Origin of the sequence: Pararhizobium mangrovi (assembly GCF_006516965.1) — a bacterium.
Lineage (GTDB): Bacteria > Pseudomonadota > Alphaproteobacteria > Rhizobiales > Rhizobiaceae > Pararhizobium_B > Pararhizobium_B mangrovi.
The window spans coordinates 1-23,759 of the sequence record NZ_VHLH01000026.1; the positions used below are offsets into that span (position 1 = coordinate 1).

The 23,759-nt window shown below is 65.0% G+C and carries 26 protein-coding genes; 11 read left to right on the forward strand and 15 right to left on the reverse strand.

The window, feature by feature from the left end:
• Positions 1-125 precede the first annotated feature (125 nt).
• Positions 126-455, reverse strand: a complete 330-nt coding sequence (hspQ, locus tag FJU11_RS13335) for a heat shock protein HspQ (protein WP_141167564.1) — start codon at positions 453-455, stop codon at positions 126-128.
• An 80-nt stretch (positions 456-535) separates the two neighbouring features.
• Positions 536-1,765 (reverse strand): UbiH/UbiF family hydroxylase, encoded by a 1,230-nt coding sequence (locus tag FJU11_RS13340; RefSeq protein ID WP_141167565.1) that lies wholly within the window; start codon positions 1,763-1,765, stop codon positions 536-538.
• Between the two features lie 245 nt (positions 1,766-2,010).
• Here FJU11_RS13340 and pcsA point away from each other — a divergent pair, with 245 nt between their 5' ends.
• The 8 genes from pcsA to FJU11_RS13380 all read left to right on the forward strand — a co-directional run bounded on the left by pcsA (position 2,011) and on the right by FJU11_RS13380 (position 10,363).
• On the forward strand, positions 2,011-2,745 hold the full coding sequence (gene pcsA / locus FJU11_RS13345) for a phosphatidylcholine synthase (RefSeq protein ID WP_141167566.1): 735 nt from the start codon (positions 2,011-2,013) through the stop codon (positions 2,743-2,745).
• Positions 2,746-2,889: 144 nt separating this feature from the next.
• A complete protein-coding gene (locus tag FJU11_RS13350) occupies positions 2,890-4,464 on the forward strand; it encodes an ABC transporter ATP-binding protein (protein ID WP_141167567.1) in 1,575 nt (524 codons plus the stop codon).
• Positions 4,454-5,545: an ABC transporter permease gene (locus FJU11_RS13355; protein ID WP_141167568.1), complete on the forward strand. Its 1,092-nt coding sequence runs from the start codon at positions 4,454-4,456 to the stop codon at positions 5,543-5,545. The genes FJU11_RS13350 and FJU11_RS13355 overlap by 11 nt, the downstream gene beginning before the upstream one ends.
• Complete coding sequence (locus FJU11_RS13360) at positions 5,542-6,462, forward strand: ABC transporter permease (RefSeq protein WP_141167569.1); 921 nt, start codon at positions 5,542-5,544, stop codon at positions 6,460-6,462. Before FJU11_RS13355 ends, FJU11_RS13360 begins: the two co-directional genes overlap by 4 nt.
• Positions 6,463-6,528: 66 nt before the next feature.
• Positions 6,529-7,593, forward strand: a complete 1,065-nt coding sequence (locus FJU11_RS13365; RefSeq protein ID WP_141167636.1) for a BMP family ABC transporter substrate-binding protein — start codon at positions 6,529-6,531, stop codon at positions 7,591-7,593.
• 275 nt (positions 7,594-7,868) lie between these two features.
• Positions 7,869-8,486 (forward strand): 30S ribosomal protein S4, encoded by a 618-nt coding sequence (rpsD, locus tag FJU11_RS13370; protein ID WP_141167570.1) that lies wholly within the window; start codon positions 7,869-7,871, stop codon positions 8,484-8,486.
• A gap of 147 nt (positions 8,487-8,633) precedes the next feature.
• Positions 8,634-9,533, forward strand: coding sequence for a tRNA 2-thiocytidine(32) synthetase TtcA (gene ttcA, locus FJU11_RS13375; protein ID WP_141167571.1), 900 nt, complete (start codon positions 8,634-8,636; stop codon positions 9,531-9,533).
• A 2-nt stretch (positions 9,534-9,535) separates the two neighbouring features.
• On the forward strand, positions 9,536-10,363 hold the full coding sequence (locus FJU11_RS13380) for an inositol monophosphatase family protein (RefSeq protein ID WP_141167572.1): 828 nt from the start codon (positions 9,536-9,538) through the stop codon (positions 10,361-10,363).
• A gap of 7 nt (positions 10,364-10,370) precedes the next feature.
• On the opposite strand, the gene FJU11_RS13385 is transcribed toward FJU11_RS13380, so the two are convergent.
• From FJU11_RS13385 to purC, 8 genes are all read right to left on the reverse strand, one after another.
• Positions 10,371-11,612, reverse strand: a complete 1,242-nt coding sequence (locus FJU11_RS13385; protein ID WP_210242890.1) for a multidrug effflux MFS transporter — start codon at positions 11,610-11,612, stop codon at positions 10,371-10,373.
• Between the two features lie 115 nt (positions 11,613-11,727).
• A complete protein-coding gene (grxD, locus tag FJU11_RS13390; protein ID WP_141167574.1) occupies positions 11,728-12,063 on the reverse strand; it encodes a Grx4 family monothiol glutaredoxin in 336 nt (111 codons plus the stop codon).
• Between the two features lie 116 nt (positions 12,064-12,179).
• On the reverse strand, positions 12,180-12,425 hold the full coding sequence (locus FJU11_RS13395) for a BolA family protein (RefSeq protein WP_141167575.1): 246 nt from the start codon (positions 12,423-12,425) through the stop codon (positions 12,180-12,182).
• A 97-nt stretch (positions 12,426-12,522) separates the two neighbouring features.
• Positions 12,523-14,748, reverse strand: a complete 2,226-nt coding sequence (gene purL / locus FJU11_RS13400) for a phosphoribosylformylglycinamidine synthase subunit PurL (RefSeq protein WP_141167576.1) — start codon at positions 14,746-14,748, stop codon at positions 12,523-12,525.
• Between the two features lie 111 nt (positions 14,749-14,859).
• Positions 14,860-15,285 carry a hypothetical protein gene (locus tag FJU11_RS13405; protein WP_141167577.1) on the reverse strand — a complete coding sequence of 142 codons (426 nt, stop codon included), beginning with the start codon at positions 15,283-15,285 and terminating at the stop codon, positions 14,860-14,862.
• On the reverse strand, positions 15,285-15,956 hold the full coding sequence (gene purQ / locus FJU11_RS13410) for a phosphoribosylformylglycinamidine synthase subunit PurQ (RefSeq protein ID WP_141167578.1): 672 nt from the start codon (positions 15,954-15,956) through the stop codon (positions 15,285-15,287). The genes FJU11_RS13405 and purQ overlap by 1 nt, the downstream gene beginning before the upstream one ends.
• Positions 15,957-15,972: 16 nt before the next feature.
• Positions 15,973-16,215 (reverse strand): phosphoribosylformylglycinamidine synthase subunit PurS, encoded by a 243-nt coding sequence (gene purS, locus FJU11_RS13415; RefSeq protein ID WP_141167579.1) that lies wholly within the window; start codon positions 16,213-16,215, stop codon positions 15,973-15,975.
• A gap of 13 nt (positions 16,216-16,228) precedes the next feature.
• Positions 16,229-16,993 carry a phosphoribosylaminoimidazolesuccinocarboxamide synthase gene (gene purC / locus FJU11_RS13420; protein WP_141167580.1) on the reverse strand — a complete coding sequence of 255 codons (765 nt, stop codon included), beginning with the start codon at positions 16,991-16,993 and terminating at the stop codon, positions 16,229-16,231.
• A gap of 226 nt (positions 16,994-17,219) precedes the next feature.
• On the opposite strand from purC, the gene FJU11_RS13425 reads away from it, so the two are divergent.
• Positions 17,220-17,543, forward strand: a complete 324-nt coding sequence (locus FJU11_RS13425; RefSeq protein ID WP_141167581.1) for a DUF1476 domain-containing protein — start codon at positions 17,220-17,222, stop codon at positions 17,541-17,543.
• Between the two features lie 13 nt (positions 17,544-17,556).
• Here the strand turns inward: FJU11_RS13425 and FJU11_RS13430 are convergent, their stop codons facing one another.
• Positions 17,557-18,105: an RBBP9/YdeN family alpha/beta hydrolase gene (locus FJU11_RS13430; RefSeq protein WP_141167582.1), complete on the reverse strand. Its 549-nt coding sequence runs from the start codon at positions 18,103-18,105 to the stop codon at positions 17,557-17,559.
• A 178-nt stretch (positions 18,106-18,283) separates the two neighbouring features.
• Between FJU11_RS13430 and FJU11_RS13435 the strand changes: the two genes are divergently transcribed.
• A complete protein-coding gene (locus tag FJU11_RS13435) occupies positions 18,284-18,712 on the forward strand; it encodes a response regulator (protein WP_181408185.1) in 429 nt (142 codons plus the stop codon).
• Positions 18,713-18,866: 154 nt separating this feature from the next.
• A complete protein-coding gene (locus FJU11_RS13440; protein WP_141167584.1) occupies positions 18,867-19,670 on the forward strand; it encodes a DUF2189 domain-containing protein in 804 nt (267 codons plus the stop codon).
• Positions 19,671-19,963: 293 nt separating this feature from the next.
• Here FJU11_RS13440 and purB read toward each other — a convergent pair whose 3' ends face one another.
• The 4 genes from purB to FJU11_RS13460 form a co-directional block, all read right to left on the reverse strand.
• Positions 19,964-21,274 carry an adenylosuccinate lyase gene (gene purB, locus FJU11_RS13445; protein ID WP_141167585.1) on the reverse strand — a complete coding sequence of 437 codons (1,311 nt, stop codon included), beginning with the start codon at positions 21,272-21,274 and terminating at the stop codon, positions 19,964-19,966.
• Positions 21,275-21,332: 58 nt separating this feature from the next.
• On the reverse strand, positions 21,333-21,842 hold the full coding sequence (locus tag FJU11_RS13450; RefSeq protein ID WP_141167586.1) for a hypothetical protein: 510 nt from the start codon (positions 21,840-21,842) through the stop codon (positions 21,333-21,335).
• Between the two features lie 20 nt (positions 21,843-21,862).
• The gene (gene rpe / locus FJU11_RS13455) at positions 21,863-22,537 is read right to left on the reverse strand and encodes a ribulose-phosphate 3-epimerase (protein WP_141167587.1); all 675 of its coding nucleotides are present in this window, start codon (positions 22,535-22,537) and stop codon (positions 21,863-21,865) included.
• A gap of 70 nt (positions 22,538-22,607) precedes the next feature.
• A complete protein-coding gene (locus FJU11_RS13460) occupies positions 22,608-23,687 on the reverse strand; it encodes an ABC transporter substrate-binding protein (protein WP_181408186.1) in 1,080 nt (359 codons plus the stop codon).
• Positions 23,688-23,759 lie beyond the last annotated feature (72 nt).

The window sequence follows — 23,759 nt, forward strand, 5'->3', positions numbered from 1 at the left end:
CTTGCCCGATGAACCACATCGCGCTGCGATCGCCTTCGCGTGGGAAACCGGCACGATCGAACAGAGCGCTTCCGTATAAACCTGAAAGGCTATAAAGGCTGCCGGGCCTTTTTGCGTGTCGGGTTTCAGTGACTGGTGCGTTCGCGCGTTCGGTAGATGCCGTCCTCGACGATGTCGAAGAGTTCGTTCACCTGAGGATGGCGCACGGGCTGGCCGCTCTCGTCGGCAACGAGGTTCTGTTCCGAAACATAGGCGACGTATTCCGTTTCGTCGTTCTCCGCGAAGAGATGATAGAACGGCTGGTCCTTTCGCGGACGCGTTTCTTCGGGAATGGAATTCCACCACTCTTCGGTATTGTCGTATTCCGGATCGACATCGAAGATCACGCCACGAAACGGATAGATCCGGTGGCGGACGATCTGGCCGATCTGGAACTTGGCTTCGCGGGCTTTCATTTCGATTCCCTCGTGAGGCGCGAAGGTGAAAAACTCAGAACGAAAAATCAAAGCATGCGGAAGGTAATCCACTGGAAACGTTAGTTCGTACGATCTCGACGCAACGGGTTGCGGAAACGCTCGGCGATATCTTCGCCAACCGCGCGCAGGGAATCGCCGGGTCGCATGCCTTCGCGCATCAATACGTTGCGAAGCGGTGTCACCTCCTTTAGGACGGCCAGCCCCGCACCGCGCAGCATCTGGGCGGGCAATAGTCCGCCGAGCAGGCTGCGGTTCAGGAGATCGACGGCTGCCGTACGCGAAAGGATGTCGACGCGCCGTGCCCGATCGTAGACGGAAGGCACGCCGGAAAGGTCGCCGCGGTTTCCCTTCTGATCGATGATCCTCGACAGGGTCAGCACATCGCGCAGCGCCAGATTGAGCCCTTGCGCGCCGATCGGCGGGAAGACGTGCGCCGCTTCGCCGACGAGCACGATGCGCCGCGCCCCGTAGCGGTGGGCGACGAGCCCGGACAAGGGAAAACGCTGCGGCTCGGCCTCGATCGAAACGCGCCCGAGCATCGACTGCATGCGCTCCTCGATGCGCCGCGCGAGATTGTCCGTGCCGAGGTTGATCAGCGTTTCCGCGTCGCGCGGTCGCATGACCCAGACGAGGCTGGAACGCTTGCCGGGAAGCGGTACCTGCGTGAACGGGCCGTCCTCCGTATGAAACTCGTTGGATACGTTGTCGTGCGGCAGACGATGGGAAAAGACGGTGACGAGGGCGGCCTGCGGATAGCTGCGCGTATGCGTATGGATGCCTACGGCGCGCCGAAGCACCGAACGGCGCCCGTCAGCGGCAATCCCGAGGCCGCCGCGCAAGCTCGTACCATCGGCAAGCGACACGACGACGCCGTCGCGCTCACTGCGCGCTTCGCTCGCCATGCTTTCGAAACGGGTAACGCTCTCGTTCTCGCCGACCGCATCGTTCATGGCCTCGATCAGGGCGGCGTTGGCGATGTTGTGGGCGAAAGCCGGTTCGTCGATCTCGCCCGCATGGAAGGCGACCGTCGGCGCACGGAAGAGCCGTCTCGTGCCGTCGATGATGCGCATCGTCGCGAGCGGAGCGGCACGATCGCTGATGCGCTCCCATACGCCGAGGCGCTCCAGCATCGTCACCTGCTGCTTCATCAAGGCGGTCGTACGACCGTCCGGCTCGGCGATGCGCGGGGCGACGAAGGCGGTGCGGAAACCCTTGTATCCAAGTTCCAGCGCAGCGGTCGCACCCGTCAGGCCACCGCCCACCACAAGCGCATCGAATTCCTCTGCCATTCCCGTCCAGTTTCCTCGCGGTACTTTCTCGTATGACGCCTGAAGATAGGGCGGCGGCGCCATATCGCCAGAGTGCGGAACGCACGGTGGATCGACGGAAATGTTTCCGACTTTTCCGGAAACACGCTAGACGCACGGGATTACATGCGTGCTGGATCACGTGCGTCATGTCTGCTAGCGCTTGAAGCCGAACGGCCGTGCCAAGACGGCCTTGCGCCGGCGTATCCAGGGGACGGGGGCCTTCCTTGCCGATCTTCAACTATCGACGTGTTCCCTATGCGGAGATTCGCGCCTTTTCCGTGCACATCCTGACGGCTTCCGGCGCCTTCTTCGCCTTTCTGGCGCTGGTGGCCGCGGGGGACGGGCATTTCGGCGCCATGTTCTGGTGGCTGGGTGCGGCGTTGCTCGTCGACGGCGTCGACGGGCCAATCGCTCGCAAGCTCGACGTCAAGTCGGTCCTGCCGACATGGTCCGGCGTAATGCTGGACAACGTCATCGACTACGTGACCTACGTGCTGATCCCGGCCTACGGCTTTTACGAAAGCGGCATGCTCGGCAACACGTGGTCGTTCGTCGCCGCCGGCCTGATCGTCATGTCGAGCGCCATCTATTACGCCGACACCGGCATGAAGACCGAGGAGAACTTCTTCTCCGGCTTTCCCGTCGCCTGGAACATGGTCGTCTTCACCTTCTTCGTCGTCGATCCGACGCCGGCGGTCGCGTGGATCACCATCCTGCTTTCCGTGGTCTTCACCTTTCTCAACGTGTTTTTTCTCCACCCGGTGCGCGTCGAACGCCTGCGGCCGCTCAATCTCGGCGTCTTCGCACTGTGGTCGGTCCTCAGCGTCTTCGCGCTGTTTCTCAATTTCGACAGTCCGCGCTGGCTCGTCTGGGCGGTCGTCGCGGCGGGTGCCTATCTCTACTTCATCGGCCCCGTGCTGCAGTTTTTCCCGAACCTCGGCCGGCGCGGTTCCGCATAAGCTGGCCGATCCGGCCGTTGCAGGATTAGCGTGGGGATTGAGAGTGCTCACATCTTGATCATTTGGGAAAACTGCGGAATGTAAGGGCAGGCAAGGGTCGTGACGCACGATCCAACGTCGCACGGCCGCAGCACGGGAGATTTCGTGGCGTCCAGCTCTTCCACCGGCGATGCGGCCCTTCTATCGACCGAGGGGCTGACCAAGTCTTTCGGTTCGTTCAAGGCATGCGACGGGATCGACCTCTCGATCGCCGGCGGCGAGATCCATGCCCTGCTGGGCGAGAACGGCGCCGGAAAGTCGACGCTGGTCAAGATGCTCTTCGGCGTCCTCGAGCCGAGCGCAGGCGCGATCCGCTGGCGCGGCGATCCGGTCGCGATCCGTTCGCCGGCTGCCGCGCGCCGAACCGGCATCGGCATGGTCTTCCAGCATTTTTCCCTTTTCGAGGCGCTGACCGTCGCCGAAAACATCGCCCTTTCGCTCGACGATGCGGTTCCGATCGAACGCATTGCCAAGGAGGCGGCGCGCCTGTCGCGCGAATACGGCCTGCCGCTCGACCCGAACGCGCACGTCGCGGACCTTTCCGTCGGCGAGCGCCAGCGCATCGAGATCGTGCGCACGCTTCTGCAGAAGCCGGAACTGATCATCCTCGACGAGCCAACCTCCGTGCTGACGCCGCAGGAGGCCGATCGGCTCTTCGAGACGCTCGAGCAGTTGCGTGGGGAGGGCCGGGCGATCCTCTATATCAGCCATCGCCTCGAAGAGGTGCGCCGCATCTGCGACCGTGCGACGGTGCTTCGCCACGGCAAGGTAACGGGCGCCTGCGACCCGCGACGTGAAACGGTCGGCTCGCTCGCCGGCATGATGGTCGGCGGCGAAGTGGAAGGGATCGCCGACAGCGGCCTTTCGCCCGGGGAGGCGGTGCTTGTCGAAACTCGCGCGCTTTCCGTGCCTGCTCAAACACCCTTCTCGATCTCCCTCGAAGACGTCACGCTCGCCGTTCGAAGCGGGGAAATCCTCGCGATCGCTGGCGTTGCCGGCAACGGCCAGAGCGAACTCTTCGACGTGCTTTCCGGCGAGACGCTGGTTGCGGACGCTGCCGCGGTGCGCATCGACGGGCGGGACGCAGGCCGGCTCTCCATTTCGGCGCGCCGTCTGCTCGGCGCCGGCTTCGTCCCGGAGGAGCGCAACGGTCACGGTGCCGTCGGCAGTCTCGCCCTTTCGCAGAACGTCATGCTCTCGCGACATGCCAGTGATTCGCGTGCCTATCTCGCCGGCGGCCCCGTCCGCATGCTGAAAGAAGGCTCGGTGCGCGAGACGGCGCGGCGCATCGTCGCCGCGATGGACGTGCGCAAGTCCGGGGAGGATCCGCAGGCCTCGTCGCTTTCGGGCGGCAATCTACAGAAGTTCATCGTCGGGCGGGAACTCGACCGCAAGCCGCGCGTGCTCGTCGTCAACCAGCCGACCTGGGGCGTCGATGCAGGCGCCGCCGCACGCATTCGCCAGGCGCTGATCGAACGGGCGCGGGAAGGGGCCGCGGTGCTCGTCATCAGCCAGGATCTGGACGAGATCTTCGAGATTGCAACGCGCATCGCCGTCATCAGCGGCGGCAGGCTCTCGAAGGCCGAACCGTCGGCGACGATGACCCGTGAGCGCATCGGCCGCCTCATGGGGGGCATTCAGGGCGTCGACGAGGGGACGGAGCTTGCCGATGCGTCTTGAGATCGAGCGCCGCGCGACGCGTTCTTCCCTTTATGCCGCGCTCTCGCCCTTCATCGCGCTGGCGCTGACGGTCGTTGCCGGCGGTATCATGTTCGCAGCCCTCGGCAAGGATCCGTTTTCGGCGCTCTATTCGTTCTTCATCGCGCCGCTGACGAGCGCGTGGTCGCTCAATCAGCTCGCCATCAAGTCGGCGCCGCTCATCCTGATCGCCGTCGGACTGTCGGTCTGCTTCAGTTCGCGAAACTGGAACATCGGCGCGGAGGGCCAGTTCATCGCCGGCGCGCTGATGGGTTCGATCCTGCCTGTCATGGCGCCGGACTGGACCTCGCCTCTGCTTTTGCCGATCATACTCGTCCTCGGCATGGTCGGCGGCGCGCTCTATGCGGCGATCCCGGCGATCCTGAAGGCCGAGTTCAATGCGAACGAGATCCTTTCGAGCCTCATGCTCGTCTACGTCGCACAGCTCTTCCTCGACTGGACGGTGCGCGGGCCGTGGCGCGACCCGCAGGGCTTCAATTTCCCGCAGACGATCCAGTTTTCCGACAGCGCGACGCTGCCCCCGATCTATGCCGGGGGTGCCGCCCATTGGGGCTTCGTCTTCGCGCTTGTCGCGGCCGTCGTCACATGGTTCATGCTTCGCCGCACGCTGAAGGGCTTCGAGATCCGGGTCCTCGGCGAATCGAGCCGCGCCGGGCGCTTCGCCGGGTTTTCGAGCCGGCGCATGGTCTATTTCTCGTTCCTGTTTTCCGGCGCGCTCGCCGGTCTCGCCGGCATCTGCGAAGTATCCGGAGCGATCAATCAGCTTCAGCCTGTCATCTCGCCCGGATACGGCTTCACGGCCATCATCGTCGCTTTCCTGGGACGTTTGAACCCGCTCAGCATCGTCGTCGCGGGTCTCGTGCTGGGGCTCACCTATCTTGGCGGCGAGGCCGCGCAGATCACGATCGGGCTCAGCGAGAAGGTCGCGCGCGTCTTCCAGGGCTTCCTGCTCTTCTTCGTACTCGGCTGCGATACGCTGATCCTCTACCGCATCCGTCTTGTCTCGAGCCGCCGTGCAAGCGGCGAAGAGGCAGCGCAATGAACCTCTTCCTCGCCATGCTGCCGACCATCATGACGGCTGCGACACCGCTGCTTCTCGCGGCGGTCGGCGAACTGGTCGTCGAGCGTTCCGGCGTGCTCAACCTCGGCGTCGAGGGCATGATGATCATCGGTGCCGTCACGGCGTTTGCAGGCGCGCAGGCGACGGGCTCGCCCTATGCCGGGATGGTGTGCGGCATTCTCGCGGGCGCGGCCTTTTCACTGCTCTTCGGCTTTCTCACCCTGACGCTCGTCGCCAACCAAGTCGCGACCGGCCTTTCGCTGACGATCCTCGGCCTCGGCCTTTCCGGCATGATCGGCGACAGCTTCGTCGGCACGCCCGGCATTCAGATGGGCGCGCTGCCGATTCCCGGCCTTGCCGAAATCCCCGTCGTCGGGCCGATCCTCTTTTCGCACGACCTGATCTTCTATCTCTCGATCCTGCTCGTGATCGCGGTGCATTGGTTCCTGTTTCGAACGCGCACCGGCCTCGAACTGCGCTCGATCGGCGACAACCACGATTCCGCCCATGCGCTCGGCATGGGCGTCATTCGCGTGCGCTACCTGGCGGTGATGTTCGGGGGCGCGTGCGCCGGCCTCGCCGGGGCGCAGCTTTCGCTCGTCTACACGCCGCAATGGACGGAGAACATGACGGCGGGCAGGGGCTGGATCGCGCTCGCCCTCGTCGTCTTCGCCTCGTGGCGGCCGGTTTGGGTTCTCGTCGGCGCCTATCTCTTCGGCGCCGTCAGCATCGGCCAGTTCAACGCGCAGGCCTTCGGCTTCGGCATCCCCTCGCAGTTCCTCTCGTCGATGCCCTACCTTGCGACGGTGGTCGTCCTCGTGCTCATCTCACGCAATCGCAGGCTGACGCTCATGAACACGCCGGCCTGCCTCGGAAAGCCCTTTGTGCCGGATCGCTAGATGCCGGCATCGCGGGCTTTGCGCCATAACCAGAACAAGGCTCGAAATCCCTACAGAGAGGTCATGATGAAAAAACTGCTTCTAGCGCTTACCGCCTCGCTCGGCATGATCGCCGCAGCGCAGGCGCAGGACAAGGATCCGACGCTCGCCTGCTTCGTCTATGTCGGCTCGCACAACGATGGTGGCTATTCCGAAGGCCACGACAAGGCGCGCCTCTTCCTGCAAAAGGAGATGGGCGACGAGGTGAAGACGAAATACGTCGAGAACGTCTCCGAAGGACCGGACGCGACGCGCGTCCTCCAGCAACTCGCGCGCTCGGGCTGCAACATCATCTTCGCCACGTCGTTCGGCTTCATGGATTCGGTGGTCAAGGTCGCCAAGCAGTTCCCGGACGTGAAGTTCGAGCACGCGACCGGCTACAAGACCGCCGATAACCTCGCCACCTACAATGCCCGCTTCTACGAAGGCCGCTATATCCTCGGCAAGATCGCGGCGAAGAAGTCGAAGACCGGGACGGCCGGCTACATCGTCTCCTTCCCGATCCCGGAAGTCGTGCGCGGCATCGATTCCTTCATGCTCGGCGCGCAGTCGGTCAATCCGGACTTCAAGATCAAGATCGTCTGGGTGAACACTTGGTTCGATCCCGGCAAGGAGGCCGACGCGGCCAAGGCGCTCTTCGATCAGGGCGTCGACATCATCGTCCAGCATACCGATTCCCCGGCGCCGCTGCAGATCGCGGAAAAGCGCGGCAAGTTCGGCTTCGGGCAGGCGAGCGACATGAGCAAGTTCGCCCCCGACGCGCAGTTGACCGCAATCGTTGACCATTGGGGTCCGTACTACGTCCAGCGCGTGAAGGCGCTGCGTGACGGCACGTGGAAGTCACAGTCGAGCTGGGAGGGTCTGAAGGACAAGATCCTCATCATGGCGCCGTACGAGAACATGTCCGCCGACACCAAGAAGATGGCCGAGGAGACCGAGCAGAAGATCAAGGACGGCTTCGACCCGTTCACCGGTCCGATCACGAAGCAGGACGGTTCGGTCTGGCTGAAGAAGGGCGAGACCGCCAAGGACGAGACCCTGCTCGGCCTGAACTTCTACGTGAAGGGCGTCGACGACAAGCTTCCGCAATAGGCAGCGGATCGGGCATGCCGGGCCTTCGGGCCCGGCGTTTCGTCGGTCGGTGCCCGCGGTGCGGGGCCGATTGACATTCCGGGCGGCGTTGTCTATCGCTCGCTGCGTGCCGGGCAACGCCCGAGCGCAATCTCTTGACGTGTCCCGCGGATGGCGGCGCAAGCGTGCGCATGTCGTCCTGTCAGGTCCGATCCCGGGCCAGAGGAGGGCGCGTTTCCTTGAAGACCGGCCGGCGGTTCGCGCAGGCCGGTCGCGATCGCTTGAAAGGAAATGCGATGAGCAAACGCAACAAGGCCCGCTACAAGCTCGACCGGCGCTTGGGCGAAAACATCTGGGGCCGTCCGAAGTCCCCCGTCAATCGCCGTGAATACGGCCCCGGCCAGCACGGCCAGCGCCGCAAGGGCAAGATCTCCGACTACGGCACGCAGCTTCGCGCCAAGCAGAAGCTTCGCGGTCACTACGGCGACATTCGCGAGAAGCAGTTCCGTCGTACGTACGAGGAGGCGAACCGCCGCAAGGGCGACACGAACGACAACCTGATCGGTCTGCTCGAATCGCGCCTCGACGCGATCGTCTACCGTGCCAAGTTCGTGCCGACGATCTTCGCCGCGCGCCAGTTCGTCAGCCACGGCCACGTGCTCGTCAACGGCAAGCGCACGAACATCCCGTCCTATCGCTGCAAGGCTGGCGATGTGATCGAGGTGCGCGAAAAGTCCAAGCAGAGCCTTCAGGTCCTCGAGGCCGTTCAGCTCGCCGAGCGTGACGTGCCGGAATACATCGAGGCCGACCACACCAAGATGACCGCGACATACGTGCGCATGCCGGCCCTTGCCGACGTGCCCTACGCCGTCGTCATGGAGCCGAACCTGGTCGTCGAGTATTATTCGCGCTGACCGGCGAAAGCCTTCTGTATCTACGAAAGGCCGCTCTTCGGGGCGGCCTTTCTTTTTGAGACGACCGCCCGCGCTGCCGAACGATTTGTCTGGCGCGCGCGCATGCGCTAAACGCGGCGCCACGGGGTCGGTCCGGAGCTTGAGACGATGGAGAGCCTGAACGAAGGCGCGCTTGACGCCGAAGTGACGGAAGCGAACGGGTCGGACAATGGCGGCGCCAGCGTGCCGGCCATCCTGCGCGACTCACCGTCGTCGGTCGGTTTCAACAAGCTTCGAAAGCGGCTTCAGCGGCAGGTCCGCCAGGCGTTGTCGGATTTCTCGATGGTTTCGCACGCGGCACGGCCGCGCTGGCTCGTCGGCGTTTCCGGGGGCAAGGACTCCTACGGGCTGCTCGCGATCCTGCTCGACCTTCAGTGGCGTGGTTTGCTGCCGGTGGATCTCGTCGCGTGCAATCTCGATCAGGGCCAGCCCAATTTTCCGAAGCGCGTGCTGCCGGAATTCCTGACCAGGAACGCCGTGCCGCACCGCATCGAGTATCGCGACACCTATTCCATCGTGACCGAAAAGGTGCCGGAAAACGCCACCTATTGCTCGCTGTGCTCGCGGCTGAGGCGCGGCAACCTCTACCGCATCGCTCGCGAAGAGCGATGCGAGGCGCTGGTCCTCGGCCATCATCGCGAGGACGTGCTCGAAACGTTCTTCATGAACCTCCTGCATGGTGGGCGGCTTTCCGCCATGCCGGGCAAGCTCATGAACGACGAAGGCGACCTCACGGTGCTCCGGCCGATGGTCTATTGCGCCGAGGACGATCTGGCGCGTTTTGCCGAATACATGCGTTTCCCGATCATCCCGTGCGACCTCTGCGGTGCGCAGGACGGGCTGGAGCGCGACGCCATGAAGACGATGCTTGGCGATCTCGAGCGCCGCATGCCCGGCCGCAAGGACGTCATGATCCGCGCGCTCGCCAATGTCCGCCCCGGCCATCTGCTCGATCCGGGGCTGTTCGATTTCGCCGGCCTCATGCCGCAAGCCCCGAAGGAAACCTGAACATGCCTCTCGATCAGACGGCGATCGACGATCTCGTGGAACTGCTTGCCGAAGCCGGCCGCAACGAGGTAATGCCGCGCTTTCGCACGCTCGACGCGGGTTCGATCCGACGCAAGACGAGCCGCGCCGATCTCGTGACCGAAGGCGACGAGGCAGCCGAGCGGATGATCACGGACGCGCTTCGCAAGCGCTACCCGCACGCGCACATCGTCGGCGAGGAAGCGGTGAGTGCCGATCCGTCCGTGCTCGAAGGGCTGGGCGAAGCCGAGCTCGCCTTCGTCATCGATCCGATCGACGGTAGCTTCAATTTCGCGTCGGGCCTTTCACTCTTCGCCATCATGCTCGCCGTCGTCGAGAAGGGCGAGACGGTCGCGGGTATCATCCACGATCCGGTCAATGGCGATCAGGCGGTGGCCGAGCGCGGCGGCGGCGCCTTCATGACGGATGGCAACGGACATTCGCGGCGGCTTGCGGTCGCCGAACCCGTCGAGCTTGCGCAGATGGCGGGCGTCGTCTCGTGGCAGTATTTCGAAGAGCCGGAGCGCAGCCGCATCGCAGCCAACCATACCAAGGTTCTGTCGCCGCTGAACTACAAGTGCGCCGGCCACGAATACCGGCTTCTGGTCCAGGGCCGGGCCGATTTCGCCGCCTACAGCAAGACGATGCCGTGGGATCACCTCGCCGGCCTGCTGATCCATGCCGAGGCCGGCGGCTATTCGGCGAAGCTCGACGGCACGCCGTACCGCGCCGGCGACAAGGCCGGCGGGCTGCTCGCCGCACCCGATCGCGAAAGCTGGCAGATGATCCGCCACGCGATCTGGGAGGACTGAGCGAGCCTTACACCTCCGCCCCGAACAGCTTTCCGTTCTCCGCGACGAGCACCAGCAGCAACGCGATCGTCGAAACGATGGCGAAACCGGTCGCGAGTGGCAGCATCGTGCCGTCGAAGGTCTGGCCGATCACGGCGCCGATGATCCCGCCGCCTGCCGTCTGCGTGAAGCCGAGCACGGCCGACGCCGTACCGGCCACGGCCCCGAGCGGCTCCATGGCGATCGAATTGAAGTTGGCGACGACCCAGCCGAAAAGCGGCATCATGATCCCGAGGATCAGATAGAAAAGCCAGAAGGGCACCGGACCCAGGAGTGCCGCGATCATCAGCGTAATGGAAAGAACGACGTAGACGACGAGGGCCCCGTGCGAGAGCCGCCGCTGACCCAGCCTGCCGACGAGCTTGGCGTTCACGAAATTCGAGACCGCCATGAGGATCGCGACGCCGGAGAAGAATGCCGGGAACCAGACGCCGAGGTCGTAGACGCCGACATAGATCTGCTGGGCGGAACTGACGTAGGCGAACAGCGAACCGAAATAGAACGCGATCGCCATGGCGTAGCAGAATGCCAGCCGGTTCGTGAGCACGATCCGGAATGCCTGCACGATCGAGATGAGGGTCAGCGGGCGGCGGTGGCTTTCCGGCAGCGTCTCGGGCAGGCGCGCAACGGTCCACACCGTGATCAGCGAGGACATGATCGCCATGAAGGCGAAGATGAGCTGCCAGTGCCCGATGAGGATCAGCACCTGTCCGGTCGCCGGCGCGATGACGGGAACGATCATGAAGACCATCATGACGAAGGACATGATGGAGGCCATCTGGCGGCCGGAATGGGTATCGCGGATGATCGACAGGGCAATGATGCGCGTCGCTGCTGCACCGAGCCCCTGAAAGAACCTGGCGAACAGCAGGATGCCGAAGGTCGGCGCAAAGGCACCGATCAACGCGCATACGATATAAAGACCGAGCCCCGCAAAAAGGGGTGACCTGCGTCCGAAGCGGTCCGAAATCGGACCGAAGGCGATCTGCGCTCCGCCGAAGCCGACGATGTAGGCGATCAGGACGAACTGGACGTTGTTCGGGTCCGACAGGCTGTAGAAATCGGCCATGTTCGGGAAGGCGGGCAGCATGATGTCGATGGCGATGGAGTTGACCGCCATCAACGCGGCCAGAAGACAGATAAACTCCGCGCGACTGGTCTTGCCGACACCGCCTGGTCGTTCGCCAGCCACGGCCGGATTGGCGCTCATCGTCGGTCTCCGTAACGATACCTGCAAAAAATACGAATGCGCCGGATACCGACGCATTCGCTAGCATGAAAGTAGATTGTAGGCGGCTCTCGTGAGCCGCCGGGAAGGGGCTTGGTCAGGCCGCGCCGCGCACCGCGACACCCTGTTCCTCGAGATGACCCTGAAGCTCGGAAGCTTGGAACATCTCGCGGATGATGTCGCATCCGCCGACGAACTCGCCCTTGACGTAGAGCTGGGGGATGGTCGGCCAGTTGGAATATTCCTTGATGCCCTGGCGCAGGTCGTCGCTCTCGAGAACGTTGACGCCGTGATAGTTCACGCCGAGGTAATCAAGGATCTGCACGACCTGGCCGGAAAAGCCGCACTGCGGAAACTGCGGCGTGCCCTTCATGAACAGGACGACGTCGTTCGTCTTCACTTCGTTGTCGATGAAGTCGTTGATACCGCTCATGTCTCGCTCGCTTTCTGCCGGCCTGCAAAGCGGCCGGCGAATGGAAATTCGTCCGCAAAATAGGTCATGCGGCAGCGCGAAACAAGGCGAACCCGCCTATGGCAGCGGTTGTCGGCTCAGCCAGCGTCCTGTTTCGGCGCAGAAGTCTGCAGGGCGAGTGCGTGCAACGCGTCGCCCATGTTGCCGCTCAGCGCATCGTAGACCATCTGGTGCTGCTGCACGCGGGTCTTGCCGCGAAAGCTTTCCGAGACGACTTCCGCGGCGTAGTGGTCGCCGTCCCCGGCGAGGTCGCGGATCGTCACCTGCGCGTCGGGAATCGCGGCCTTGATCATGGTTTCGATGTCGCCGGCCGTCATTGCCATCGCAGCATACTCCGAAGGGATTCGAACGCCCGGGATGTATCGCCCGCGCGGGGCTGTGCGTCAATCGCGGGCCTGTCGTCAATCGTTGGCTTGTGTGTCAATTGCCGGACGGCGCGGTGTTGCCGTCCATATAGTTCGGCAGCCAGTCCTCGTGCGCGGCACGCAGTTCGTCGAGCGGGATCGAGAAGCGGTCTTCGAGCACGAGCGCATCGCCACCGATAGTGCCGAGAATTCGGAAAGGCACGCCGGCGCCCTCCGCATTCATGCAGAAGAAGTTCGCCAGATCGTTCGGCACCGTCACGAGGTAGCGCGCCTGGTCCTCTCCGAAGAGCTGCGCATGTAAGGGCGAGGTTTCGGTATCGAGGCGCACGGTGAGCCCAATGCCGCTCGCAAGTGCGAGCTCGGCCATGGCGATCGCCAGCCCGCCGCTCGAAAGGTCGTGGCAGGCCGTGACCTGCTCGTTGCGGATCGCCGAGCGGACGAATTCGCCGTTGCGCCATTCTGCGGCAAGGTCGACGCTCGGCGGTGGCCCGTTGTCGAGGCCCTGGACGACGCGCAGGAACGCCGACGCGCCGAGATGGTCGCCGTCGTGGCCGAGAAGGACGAGATGGTCGCCCGGCTTGGCGCCGCCTGCGCTCGCCGCGTATCGCCAGTCCGGAACGAGGCCGACCCCGGCGATCACCGGCGTCGGCGGAATCGAGCGGCCTTCGGTCTGGTTGTAGAGCGAGACATTGCCGGAAACGACCGGGAACTCGAACCAGGAACAGGCCTCGGCGATCCCCTCGATCGCCTTGACGAGCTGGCCCATGATCTCCGGGTTTTCCGGGTCTCCGAAATTCAGATTGTCGGTGACGGCGAGCGGATCGGCGCCGACGGCCGTCAAGTTGCGCCAGCACTCGGCGACGGCCTGCTTGCCGCCCTCGTAGGGGTCGGCCTCGCAGTAGCGCGGATTGACGTCGCAGGTGAAGGCCAGCGCCTTGCGAGGGTGTCCCTCGACCCGCACGATGCCGGCATCGCCGCCCGGGCGCTCGACTGTATTGCCCTGGATCATCGTGTCGTACTGCTCCCACACCCAGCGTGCCGAGCCCTGGCTCGGTGCGCCGAGAACGGCGAGCAGCGCCGCGCGGTAATCTTCGGGCTCCTCGACGGTGGAAGCGACGATGGGCGTGTATCTGCCGGGCTCGCGCCAGTGGCGGTCGTATTCCGGCGCGGCGTCGCCGAGTTCGCGGATCGGCAGGTCCGCAACCGTCTCGCCGCCGTGAACGACGCTGAAGCGCTGGTCGTCCGTCGTCTCGCCGACGATCGCGAAATCGAGGCCCCATTTGCGGAAGATCGCTTGCGCTTGCGCTTCCTTCTCGGGGCGGAGCACCATTAGCATGCGCTCCTGGGTTTCCGAAAGCATCATCTCGTAGGCGCTCATGTCGGCTTCGCGAACCGGCACGCGATCGAGATCGAGGCGGATGCCGAGATCCCCCTTCGCGCCCATTTCGACGGCCGAGCAGGTGAGGCCGGCTGCGCCCATGTCCTGAATGGCGATGACGGCGCCCGAGGCCATCAGTTCGAGGCAGGCTTCGAGCAGGCACTTTTCGGTAAAGGGATCGCCGACCTGCACGGTCGGTCGCTTTTCCTCGATCGTCGAGTCGAACTCGGCCGAGGCCATCGTCGCCCCGCCGACACCGTCGCGCCCGGTCTTGGCGCCCAGATAGACGACCGGCAGGCCGACCCCCTCGGCCTTCGAGGTGAAGATCGCGTCGGACTTGGCAAGCCCGGCCGCGAATGCGTTGACGAGGATATTGCCGTTGTAGCGCTCGTCGAACTCGAGTTCGCCGCCGACCGTCGGCACGCCGAACGCGTTGGCGTAGCCGCCGATGCCGGCGACGACGCCCGAGACGAGGTGACGGGTCTTCGGATGGTCGGGCGCGCCGAAGCGCAACGCGTTCATGGACGCGATCGGCCGTGCGCCCATGGTGAAGATGTCGCGCAGGATGCCGCCGATCCCCGTCGCCGCCCCCTGATAGGGCTCGATGTAGGATGGGTGGTTGTGGCTCTCCATCTTGAAGACCACGCAGTCCCCGTCGCCGATGTCGACCACGCCGGCGTTCTCGCCGGGGCCCTGGATCACGCGCGGGCCGGTCGTCGGCAGCGTGCGCAGCCAGCGCTTGGAGGATTTGTAGGAGCAGTGTTCGTTCCACATCGCCGAGACGATGCCGAGTTCGGTGAAGGTCAAGTCGCGGCCGGCCAGTTCGAGCGCGCGATCGAATTCCTCGGGCGTCAGCCCGTGGCCGGCGACGAGTTCCTCGGTGATTTCCGGTTCGATGGGGATTTTTCTGCTCCGACGTCTTGCCGCGGCGCGGTTCGCTGCGCCGCCGGCTTCGTTAGGTTCGCGCGTTGGCTCCCGGCGTACTCGTTCCTTCGAGGGGATCGGGTGGACCGCTCAGGCCGCCGCGCCGCATCCCGTGCCGCCCGCGGCCCATCGCTGCGTATCCGCGGCAATGCGGTCCGCGACGCCGGTCGTCATCAGCGGACCGTAGACGTCGATCGTCGCGGGATTTCCCTGCGCTTCGATGACCGCCTTCGGCCGTCCCGCCGGGTTGCTCGCCGGTACGAGCAGGATGCGCGGGGGACCGCTGATGGCGTTGATCTCCGGTGCGATCCGGTAGTTCGCAAAGCCGCTGGCATTCTGCTTGAACCAGCACACGGACGCCTGCTGCATGATGCGTTCGAGCGCGGGGATCGCGCCGTCATTGGCCGCGAAGCGCAACTCGCCGGCCATCGTGTCGTCCGTTCGCGTCTGGCAGCCCGCGAGCGCGGCGGCTGCGGCGAAACCGAGGGTGATGAGGGCGAAGCGTTTGGTTTTCATCAGGCAGCCACCATGTCGAGCGCGCTCGCAAAGAGCGCGCGGCCGTCCCGCCCGCCATGGGCGGGTTCGATGCGGTTTTCGGGATGCGGCATCATGCCGAGCACGTTGCCGGCTTCGTTGACGATGCCGGCGATGTCGTCGAGCGAGCCGTTCGGGTTCGTGCCGTCGGCGTAGCGCAGCACGATGCGATCGTCGTCCTGCAGACGCTTCAGCCCGGCCTTGTCGACGATGTAGTTGCCGTCGTGATGGGCGACGGGGCAGGTGAGGACCTGTCCCGCCTCGTAGGCCTGCGTGAACACCGTATCGGCATTCTCGATCCGCAGCCGGACCTCGCGGCACACGAAGCGCAGCGAGGCGTTGCGCATCAGCGCACCGGGCAGGAGCCCGGCTTCGATGAGGATCTGGAATCCGTTGCACACGCCGAGCACGCGCACGCCCTTTTCCGCCTTTTCGCGCACCGCCTGCAGCACAGGCATGCGCGCGGCGATCGCGCCGGCGCGCAGGTAGTCGCCGTAGGAAAAGCCGCCCGGGACGACGACGAGGTCGACGTCGGGAATTTCGGTTTCGCTCTGCCAGACCGTCACCGGCGGTTCGCCGGCGATCTTCGTCAGCGCCGCGATCATGTCGCGGTCGCGGTTGAGGCCGGGAAGCAGGATCACGGCAGACTTCATGATGGCGTGCGACCCTTCACTCGATCTCGACGGTATAGTCTTCGATGACCGTATTGGCGAGGAGCTTCTCGCACATGGCGTTCAGCTCATCCTTGGCCGCCTGCCGGTCGTCCGTGGCCAGTTCGAGGTCGAAGACCTTGCCCTGGCGTACGTTTTCCACACCCTCGAAGTCGAGCGAGGCCAGTGCCGCGCCGATCGCCTTGCCCTGCGGGTCGAGGACGCCGTTCTTCAACGTGACGGTGACACGCGCCTTCACCACGACCGAACCCCGCTCATTTCACCAGCACCGGACCGCTGCCGCGCGGCGGCTCGTTCTCGTTCATGATGCCGAGGCGGCGGGCCACCTCCTGATAGGCCTCGACGAGGTTGCCGATGTCGCGGCGGAAGACGTCCTTGTCGAGCTTCTGCTGGTTGGAGATATCCCACAGCCGGCACGAATCGGGCGAGATCTCGTCGGCGACGACGATGCGCATCATGTCGCCCTCGAAAAGGCGTCCGCATTCGAGCTTGAAGTCGACGAGCTGGATGCCGACGCTGAGGAAGAGGCCGGAGAGAAAGTCGTTGACGCGGATGGCGAGCGCCATGATGTCATCGATTTCCTGCGGCGAGGCCCAGCCGAAGGCGGTGATGTGCTCTTCGGTCACCATCGGATCGTCGAGCGCGTCGGCCTTGTAGTAGAATTCGATGATCGAGCGCGGCAGGACCGTACCTTCGTCGATGCCGAGGCGCTTTGCGAGCGATCCGGCGGCGATGTTGCGCACCACGACCTCGAGCGGGACGATCTCGACTTCCTTGATCAGCTGTTCGCGCATGTTCAGCCGGCGAATGAAGTGCGTGCCGATGCCGATGCGGTTCAGATGCGTGAAGATGTATTCGGAGATCCGGTTGTTGAGCACGCCCTTGCCGTCGACGACTTCGTGCTTCTTCGCGTTGAAGGCGGTCGCGTCGTCCTTGAAGAACTGGATCAGCGTGCCCGGTTCCGGGCCCTCGTAAAGGATCTTGGCCTTGCCCTCGTAGATGCGGCGGCGACGATTCATATCGGTTCTTCTCTACAGCTTATTCTTGGGCACGATCGCCCGAATCGAGGCAGCCGCAGCTGCCGGCTTGCAATTCGCGCGCGGCTCTTTCGCGTCCTTAGCCGAATTGTGCGCTGCGGACAATCGGCGCGCACGGGCCATGGCCCGAATGGCGGTGGACGACTGCCGCGCAAACGCCCGCATTCCCATATACGACCGTGGTCGCTCGAATGCGAGGAGACCGACGATGGGAATGCTGGACGAACGCGAACGTGCATTCGAAAACCTGTTCGCGCATGACGAGGACCTGCGCTTCCGCGCGCAGATACGCCGCAACCGGATGATCGGGCGCTGGGCGGCCGCGCGGCTCGGAAAGAGCGGGGCGCAGGCCGAGGCCTACGTCGCCGAGATCGTGGCGGCCGGCTTCGAAGGCAAGCGGGGCGAGGGTGTCGTCACCCGGATCGAGGCCGACCTCGCTTCCGGGACCCATGCCGTCGACGCCAACGAAATCCGCGCGAAGATGGCAACCTTCCTCGTCGAAGCCGTCGAGGAACTGAGAAAGGAAGGCTGAAGCGCCTTCCGGCTCAAAGCCGCGACATGAAGCGGGCGAACACCATCGTGCCTTCCGGCCACGGGCCCTGGCCGGACTCCGCGTTGATGTGGCCCGCATTGCCCGCGTCCATGATGACCGAGCCCCAGGCCGCTGCCAGTTCGTCGGCGTGCTCGTAGGAGCCGAACGGATCGTTCCGGCTGGCGACGACCATCGACGGGAAGGGCAGCGGATCGCGCGGATAGGGACCGAACGTCATCAGGTGCTTCGGCCTTATTTCCGGATTGTCGACCTCCGGCGGGGCGACGAGGAACGCGCCGACGACCGGGGTGACGAATTCGGGAATGGCATGGATCGCCGTCGCCACGCCCAGCGAATGGGCGACGATGACGACGGGGCCCTGGGCGGCGTTCACCGTTTCGGCCATGCGTCGGACCCAGTCGTCGCGTTCGGGCTTCGACCAGGCGTCCTGTTCGACGCGCCGCGCGGTACGGATGTTGCGCTCCCATCGGGACTGCCAGTGATCGGGGCCGGAATTGGTGTAGCCCGGCACGATGATGATGTCCGCTTCGGAAGCCTTCATGGGGCCGCGATGTGCGCCGGCGGTCCGGTCGTTGTCAAGTTCGGCCGATGCTCACGGACTATTAACTACGTTCGCGATATCCATGCATTTAAATCGAATTGTCGCGAAACCGACCTGCATCTCGTGCCTTTACTCAACGCGAGACTTCGGTCGTGGGCAACGAGGCCAGGAGGGTGTGATGCGTGTGCTGGTCGTTGAGGACAATGTCCTGATCGCGATGGATACCGAGCAGTCGATCGTCGATGCCGGTCACGAAAGCGCGGGACTGGCGGCGAGCCGAAGAAGCGCGCTCGCCCTGGCGACGCGCGCGGATGCCGCGCTGGTCGACGTCAATCTCGCCGACGGCGCGACCGGCGTGCAGACCGGCCTGGCGCTCGCTCGCGATCACGGGCTGCTCGTCGCCTTCGTCACCAGCGACATCGCCGCGCTCGGAACCGGCGTGCCCGGTACGTTCGGCGCGCTGCCGAAACCGGCGCTGCCGCGGGAAGTCGCGAACCTTCTCGGCTGCATGGCCGCGTACCGCATCGGGCAGGGCGGTATCATGCCGCTTCCCCGCCGGTTCGTGTCGTTCGCCGCCGAACCCGCACTCGGCTCCCGCGTCGCCTGACGCCGACCCCACACCCGTCACACTCGTAGTCTGACGCCGGACACGGCCCAAATCTTTCCTCCGCGACAAATCGTCTCTGCCGTGCTAAGCTGACGCTGCCGTGCGACAGGAGCGGCATGAAGCCTTTGCTCGGCACGGCGGAGGAGGTTTCGACATGGCGAATTTTCACGTCCTGACCGGCGCGTCCGATGCACCGCCGCTTCCCGAAATCCGCGGGATCACGCGCTCAGACGTCTTCGATGCGCTGCGTCTCGGCACACGGGACTTCCTGTCCATGCCGACCCATGCGGCGTTCATCTGCCTGATCTACCCCGTCGTCGGTCTCGTGCTCGGCGTATGGGCCGAAGCAGGCAGCGCGCTCTCGCTCGTCTTTCCGCTGATCTCCGGCTTCGCGCTGCTCGGACCGATCGCAGCACTCGGCCTCTACGAGATCAGCCGGCGCCGCGAGATGGGCAGGGACCCCTCCTGGCAGGACGCCCTCGAAGTGGCGCGCTCGCCCGCGCTGCCTTCGATCGTCACGCTCGGCGCCTGCCTGTTCGCCGTCTTCCTGGTCTGGCTGCTCGTCGCGCAAGCGCTCTACGTCTCGCTCTTCGGTGCGCGCATGCCCGAAACCGTGGGCGGCCTTCTCGCGATGGTCTTTTCGAGCGGACGCGGCCTTGTGCTGCTCGTGCTCGGCAACGCCATCGGCTTCGCCTTCGCCGCCTTCGTGCTGGCGACGACGGCGATTGCCTTCCCCTTGCTGCTGGATCGTGACGTCGGCATGCGGGTGGCGGTGCTCAGTTCCATCCGTGCGAGCGAACTGAGCCCCAGGCCGATGGCGCTCTGGGGCCTCATCGTCGCGGTCATGCTCGTGCTCGGCAGCATCCCGTTCCTCGTCGGCCTCGCCGTCGTCCTGCCGATCCTCGGCCATGCCACCTGGCATCTCTACCGCAAGACGATGCCGCGCTCACGGCGGTAAACGCGCCCGATGTTCGCTGGCCGTGCCCGAAAAGCGCCGTTGAAACGACGGGTTGTTCGATTCACCATGGACAACGAACCGGCGAACGTGGACAATGACTACGAATCGAGCGTGAACGACCCCGGTGAACCGGATCGTCGGTTTTGGGTTCGACGGTGCCGGCGGTCGCGTCCGGCGCCGATCAAGTTTCGGGTGAGGGGTGTCTAAGTGGGCCCACTTGTCCGGACGAGGGCCGCTCCGGTTCTCTGAGGGGACCGGAGCGGTTTTTTATCGGTGCGCCCTTATCGCCTTGATCAGGCGGCGCGACCGAACACCCGCTCGAAGATCCGATCCACATGCTTGGTGTGATAGCCGAGGTCGAACTTTTCGCGCAGGGTCTCTTCGTCGAGCACGGCGGTCACGTCCGGGTCGGCGATGAGTTCGATCAGGAAGTCCGCCCCTTCTTCCCAGACCTTCATGGCGTTGCGCTGGACAAGGCCGTAGGCATCCTCGCGCGAGACGCCGGCTTGCGTCAGCGCGAGCAGTACGCGCTGCGAATGGACGAGCCCGCTCAGCTTCTCGAGGTTCGCGCGCATCGTATTGGGATAGACGACGAGCTTGTCGACGACGCCGGCCAGGCGCGCGAGCGCGAAGTCGAGCGTGACCGTCGCATCCGGCCCGATCATCCGCTCGACGGAGGAATGCGAGATGTCGCGCTCGTGCCAGAGTGCGACGTTCTCCATCGCCGGCATGGCGTAGGAGCGCACCATCCTCGCAAGCCCGGTGAGGTTTTCCGTCAGCACGGGGTTGCGCTTGTGCGGCATCGCCGACGAGCCCTTCTGGCCGGGCGAGAAGTATTCCTCCACTTCCAGCACTTCGGTTCGCTGCAGATGGCGGATCTCGACGGCGAGCCGTTCCATCGAGGAGGCGACGACGCCGAGCGTGGCGAAGAACATCGCGTGCCGGTCGCGCGGGACCACCTGTGTCGAGACCGGTTCGGGTTTCAGGCCCATCGCTTCGGCGACATGCTCTTCGACCCGCGGATCGATGTTGGCGAAGGTGCCGACGGCGCCCGAGATCGCGCAGGTGGCGACGTCTTCGCGCGCGGCGACGAGGCGGGCGCGGCAGCGCTGGAATTCGGCATGCGCCTGCGCGAGCTTCACGCCGAAGGTCGTCGGCTCGGCATGAATGCCGTGCGAGCGTCCGATCGTCACGGTATCGCGGTGCTCGAAGGCGCGGCGTTCGAGGGCCGCCAGCAGCGCGTCGATATCGGCGAGTAGAAGGTCGGCGGCACGGGTGAGCTGCACGTTGAAGCAGGTGTCGAGCACGTCGGAGGAGGTCATGCCCTGGTGCACGAAGCGGGCGTCCGGACCGACGATTTCGGCGAGATGCGTCAGGAAGGCGATGACGTCGTGCTTGGTCGTGCGCTCGATCTCGTCGATGCGCTCGACGTCGAAGGTGGCGGCGCCGCCCTTTTCCCAGATCGTGCGAGCGGCTTCGCGCGGAACGACGCCGAGGTCGGCGAGCGCGTCGCAGGCATGGGCCTCGATCTCGAACCAGATGCGAAACTTCGTCTCCGGCGACCAGATCGCGGTCATTTCGGGGCGGGCGTAGCGGGGGATCATGGGTAGGGCTCGCTCGTTCTTCGGGAAGCGGATGACCTAGCAGACCGTCATGCGAAGCTCAACGCGGCATGCGCGCGAGCCAGAAGGCGGTAGCGAAAAGGGCTACGGCGCCGAAGGGCAAATAGAAGCGAAGGCCGAACAGGATGAAGCTCGCCGTGGCGATGACGAGCTCGAGGATGAAATCGACGAGCGCGTGAACCGTCCCGGCGTAGAACGACCACGGAAAGGCCCAGCCGACATGGCCGAGCGCGTAGAGCATGCCCGTGCAGGCGAGCGTGGTTCCCGAGAGGCATAGAATGGCGGCGGCAAGGCGCGTTTCGCGATGGCCGCGGCCGGCGACGAACGAATGGAGCGCGCGAGCGATCGGAAAGGCGATCAGGCCGCCGGCAAAGAAGAGTTCGGTAAGCGCCTCGGTGTGGCCGCCGATCCAGCCTGTCACGCGGCCGAGCGCGAGAATGACCGAAACGGCCATCGCACAGGCCCATACGATGCTTTCGAGCAGGAGACATGTCAGCCAACGGCCAACGGAACGCAGCGATACGCAGGACTGCTCGCGAAGGCGCGTCATCGCTTGGCCGCGGGCGATCGTCAGTCGCGCCCCTTCTCGGCGGCTTGGCGAATGCCGGCAATGGCACCGGCATAGGTATCACGGGCGCCACCGAAGACCGAAGATCCGGCAACGAACACGTTCGCGCCGGCGGCTGCCGCCAGACCGGCGGTCTCTTGACTGATTCCGCCATCGACCTCGATGTCGATCGGCCGATCGCCGATCATCGCACAGAGCGCGGCGATCTTGTCCGTCATGCCCGCGATGAAGCGCTGGCCGCCGAAGCCCGGATTGACCGTCATGCACAGAACGAGATCGGCGAGGTCGAGCACATGCTCGACGGCCACAGCCGGCGTCGCCGGGTTGATCGCCACGCCGGCGCGCTTGCCGAGCGCGCGGATCGCCTGGAGCGAGCGGTGCAGGTGCGCACCGGCCTCGGCATGGACGGTGATCGTGTCCGAACCGGCCTCGGCGAACGCTTCGAGGAAGGGGTCGCACGGTGCGATCATCAAATGGGTGTCGAAGTGGATATCGCCGAGCGGGCGCAGCGCCGCGACGACCGCCGGCCCGAACGAAAGGTTCGGGACGAAGTGCCCGTCCATGATGTCGAGGTGGATACGATCCGCGCCGGCCTCGATCGCCGCCTGCGTCTCGGCGGAAAGATCGCCGCCGTCGGCCGCGAGGATCGATGGGGCAATGGCAATGGGACGGAGCATGGTGTCGGCCTCGTGAAATCTTTCGTGGCGATACCATCCGAACCGTTCGGCGGCCAGACGGTTTTACCGCCTATGGTTTGCGGTCGTCTGCCGGAACGAAGGCGTCGTCGCGCCAGACCATCAGTTCGAACGGGTTGTCGGTGCGTTCGTGGTCGGGACCGAAACGGATTGGTCCGAGTGCGGTGTCGAAACGCTCCGTCGCGAGAGCCTTGCCGAGCGGTTCGTCGCTCTTTTCGGCTGCGGCGATGACGGATGCGGCGGCGTAGCCCGGCACCGGCTCGCCATAGGGCTCGATGCCGTGCGCCTTCAGTGCCGCTAGGGCATCCTTCGCACTCGGCAGGGTCCACGGTTGCGGCATCATCACCGCGAGCGTCCCGTCGGGAAGCGGAACGTCGCCCTTCGGTGCTCGAAGCGCGTCGCCGCCGAGAAACGTCAGGTCGAGGCCGATCTTCCGGCAGTCGCGCGCGATGACGGCGACGTCGTCGCGCTGCCCGCCGACGAAGACACGGGTGACGCCGGCGCGCTCCAGGCGGTTTGCCAGCGCGACCTGCTTTTCGTCGGCCGGTCGGAACGTATCCGTGAAGCTCGGCGTCAGGCCGTTCTGCTTGAGCAGCGCGTTGACGTTTTCCGCGAGCACGCGGCCGTAGATCGTTCCGTCCTCGACGATGGCGAACGGTTCGTCCGCCCAGCGAGCCTCGATCACGTCCGCGATCTTGCGGGTCAGCATGTCTTCGCTCGGCGCGAGGCGGAAAAAGGGCCAGTTCTCCTTCGCGGGGCGTTCCGCGACGATGTCGGCACGCACGGTCGCCGTCAGCGTGGGAATGTGCGCGCCGGCGAGGATCGGCAACGCCGCGTTCAGGCTTTCCGGGCAGAAGAAACCGACGACCGCATCGACCTTCGCGTCGACGAGCTGCTTGCCGATCGTCGGCCCCGCCTCGTCCTCGCAGGTCTCACCGACCTCGACGATGTCCGAAAAGGCATCCGGATGCTCCGCCCGATAGGCACGAACCCCCTGACGGAACTGATCGCCGAGCACGGCATAGCTCTGGTCGCCCTTCGGCGCGACGACGCCGAGCCGTAGAGCGGCCGAAGCCTGGGCGGAAACGAGAAGGAGGCCGACGAAGGCGACGAGGACGGGCGTTGCGCGCAATGGACTGTTCCGGCGGTAATGCGAGACGGACCCGTTTCTAGAATTTTTCACCTTCGGACGGAAGGAGGGCGT